This is a genomic window from Amycolatopsis sp. H20-H5, assembly GCF_035828755.1.
In the GTDB taxonomy this organism is placed as follows: Bacteria; Actinomycetota; Actinomycetes; order Mycobacteriales; family Pseudonocardiaceae; genus Amycolatopsis.
On the sequence record NZ_JAYMZS010000248.1, the window covers coordinates 1 to 2598 of the forward strand.

General features: G+C 69.4%; 4 protein-coding genes. 2 read left to right on the forward strand and 2 right to left on the reverse strand.

The window, feature by feature from the left end; translation table 11 throughout:
* Positions 1-333: 333 nt before the first annotated feature.
* Positions 334-723: an alpha/beta fold hydrolase gene (locus QMK34_RS47150; protein WP_326421564.1), complete on the forward strand. Its 390-nt coding sequence runs from the start codon at positions 334-336 to the stop codon at positions 721-723.
* An 11-nt stretch (positions 724-734) separates the two neighbouring features.
* On the opposite strand, the gene QMK34_RS47155 is transcribed toward QMK34_RS47150, so the two are convergent.
* The gene (locus QMK34_RS47155) at positions 735-881 is read right to left on the reverse strand and encodes a hypothetical protein (protein WP_326421565.1); all 147 of its coding nucleotides are present in this window, start codon (positions 879-881) and stop codon (positions 735-737) included.
* Between the two features lie 175 nt (positions 882-1056).
* Between QMK34_RS47155 and QMK34_RS47160 the strand changes: the two genes are divergently transcribed.
* On the forward strand, positions 1057-1212 hold the full coding sequence (locus tag QMK34_RS47160; RefSeq protein ID WP_326421566.1) for a hypothetical protein: 156 nt from the start codon (positions 1057-1059) through the stop codon (positions 1210-1212).
* Here QMK34_RS47160 and QMK34_RS47165 read toward each other — a convergent pair whose 3' ends face one another.
* The gene (locus QMK34_RS47165) at positions 1213-2169 is read right to left on the reverse strand and encodes a LuxR C-terminal-related transcriptional regulator (protein WP_326421567.1); all 957 of its coding nucleotides are present in this window, start codon (positions 2167-2169) and stop codon (positions 1213-1215) included.
* Positions 2170-2598 lie beyond the last annotated feature (429 nt).

The window sequence follows — 2598 nt, forward strand, 5'->3', positions numbered from 1 at the left end:
CCTCGTGCTCACCCAGCCACCGCATCTCGCCCCGACCACAGCGTCTCTGTGAGCTCTGCGAGCAGAGACTTCACCGCGGCGCGCCCTCTTTCGCGGCCGCCAGGCCGCACGAACTCACGACGGCGCACCGGCGCCACTCCACGCGACCAGGCACCCAGTCAGGCGCCGGTGTGGCGGCGCGAGTTCGTGAGCGCGCTCGCCAACAAACACAGGCTTCTAGCCATACCTCTGAACATCCCCACAAGTCCCTGAAGGCCACCATGACGGCGTCTAACGCCGTCATGGTGGCCTTCAGAGGCAATCACCCCGACCGACCCGCGGGCCATCCGCGAGGTGGTCGCACCGGTTACCAGACCATCGTCGAGGCGATCGACGACTGCGCCACCCGGCGACGCGCGGCGCCGCAACACCGGCTCACCACCGAGCGGGAAGGACCGGGCGCGCTGGCTGGGCAGCTGCGACGAGGACGCGGTCGCGGCCACGCATGAGGGTTTCGAGGCCGAGGACTTCTTCGACGCCTGGCCGGACGTCCCCGCGCCCACCGTTCTGGTCCACGGGGCGGACAGTCCCGTCGTCACCGCTTCGGGTGTCGTCGAGGCAGCCGCCGCCAACCCGTCCGCCCGGCCGGTGGAGATCCCCGACGCCGGGCACATGGTGTTCTGGGACAACCCGGCGATCGCACTGGATCTGGTCCGCACCGCCCTGCGGTCCCCAGTGGACTGACCGGTCAAGGGCTACTTCACGGCGGAAGGGTCCTCATCGGACACCGGCAGCCGGACCCAGTGCAGGGTGTCCGCCTCCGGCCACCACCCCTCGGGATCGGGCCGGGGACGGGCGCCGTCTTCACGCCACCACCTGCGAATAGCCTTCTCATCCCCCATCTACCCGACGGTAGGGTGACGACTCGACTACCGCAGCGGTCTATGGCGGCCAACGTCCGCTCCTGGCCATTGGCCAGTGGCCGGATCCGGACACTGGCCGGACCTACCCCTGCCCGAATGGGACATCTTGCTCTAATTTGTCTCACAGCAGCAAGATCGCTTCGGGGAGGACGGCATGATCAAACGAATCGGCGCGGCGTTCGCGGCCGCCGTGGTGGCGATGATCGCGGTGGGCTCGCTGAGCGCACCGGCACAGGCCAGGGTCGATCCGACCACCAAATGCATCTGGATCTGGAGCTCGGGACCGCCGAAGTGCCAGAAGCTGGAGTAGCTAACCCAGCCAGCCCAGCCGGGTGGCCGCGTACACCGCCGCCACCCGGTTGTCGGCTTGGAGAGCCTCGAGCAGGCCCTGCACGTGGCGCCGGACCGTGCGCTCGCTGACGTCGAGGTGGCGGGCGATCGCGCCGTCGGTCATCCCGGTGGCGAGCAGGTCGAGCACCTTCGCCTGGGTCGGGGTCAGGCCGTGGTGGGGGGTCTCGGACCGGCCGCCGACCTCGACGGACTGGCTCCAGACCAGCTCGAACAGCATCCGCAGCGCGGCGATGACCGTCGGCGCGCGGACGAACAGCGCGCCCTCCATCCCGCTCGGGTCGAGTGGGACAAGCGCCGAGTGCCGATCCGCGATCACCATCTTCATCGGCAACTCAGGCGCCACCCGCATCTTCCAGCCCGCGGCCACGCTGGCTTCGACTACCTGCTTGGCGCCCTCGAACTCCAGCGCCGCGCGCTCGTAGACGTTGCGCAGGCGCACGCCGCGCTCGGTCACCGCGTCGGGCATGACCATCGCCGTGTTCGTGTCCGGCCTGCGCTTGAAGTGTTGGGTGGTGAAAGCGAGGAACTCTTCCTTGGCCGAGAGGCACAGCTCCAAGGACAGGGAACCGATGCGCTGCGGATCGGTGAGGACCTCGACAGCGGAGTCGTCGCCGCTGCCGTTGGCCGCGCGGTACACGGACTGCAGTACGTCGAGTTGCTGGCGGGCGGCGACGATCTGGCGCTGCTGCTCAAGCAGCCGCGTCTGCGCGCCGAGGATCGCGTGGTCGACGGCGCGGACCGGCTCCATCGGCGCGATGACCGGGTCGCCGCGGTAGTCCCGGCGGACGAACCCCTGGTCGAACAGCTCGCGCATCTCCGAGCTGTCGGCACGCGGATCGTCCAGCGGCATCGGGCCGGACCGCACCATGGCGTCGTAAAGCGCGCCCGCGCCGGGCGTGAGCAACCCTTCGAGCATCCTGCCGCCCCCTTTGTCCGGCGTAAGCCTAGCGTCCGCTTCCGGACAACGGCCGGTTTGCCACCTACCCGCGGCGCTTGCGGGAGGGCAGAGTCGGTCACGTCACCGCGCCCGGCGGTGGCCGGACCCGCCTAGGGGTCGGGTCCGGCCGCCGCCTGTTTGCCAACCTTTCTCGCTGCCTGGCCGGGGGGGTACTTGAGCCGATTTGTGGCGGCGGGCTTGGTCGACGCGCTCGGAGTGGGTTCGGTCTGTTGGGGTTTTCTGGGGTCTGTGGGGGTGGGTTTCATGCGCGGCTTCGCCGGGGCGTGGGGGATCAGCGCTCCAGTGGTCACGTGCCGCTTCTCTTGGCAGCGCTGACCCCCCACGCAGCGGGTTCCCTTGGCGGGCTTGGGTTTCCGGTCGAGTTGTCTATTGTGGACTTTGGGGGAT

What these genes read in the sequence shown, in the direction of transcription:
- QMK34_RS47155 (WP_326421565.1), bottom strand. Translation starts at nt 881, where the DNA reads ATGGGGGATGAGAAGGCTATTCGCAGGTGGTGGCGTGAAGACGGCGCC.
- QMK34_RS47160 (WP_326421566.1), top strand. Translation starts at nt 1,057, where the DNA reads ATGATCAAACGAATCGGCGCGGCGTTCGCGGCCGCCGTGGTGGCGATG.
- QMK34_RS47165 (WP_326421567.1), bottom strand. Translation starts at nt 2,169, where the DNA reads ATGCTCGAAGGGTTGCTCACGCCCGGCGCGGGCGCGCTTTACGACGCC.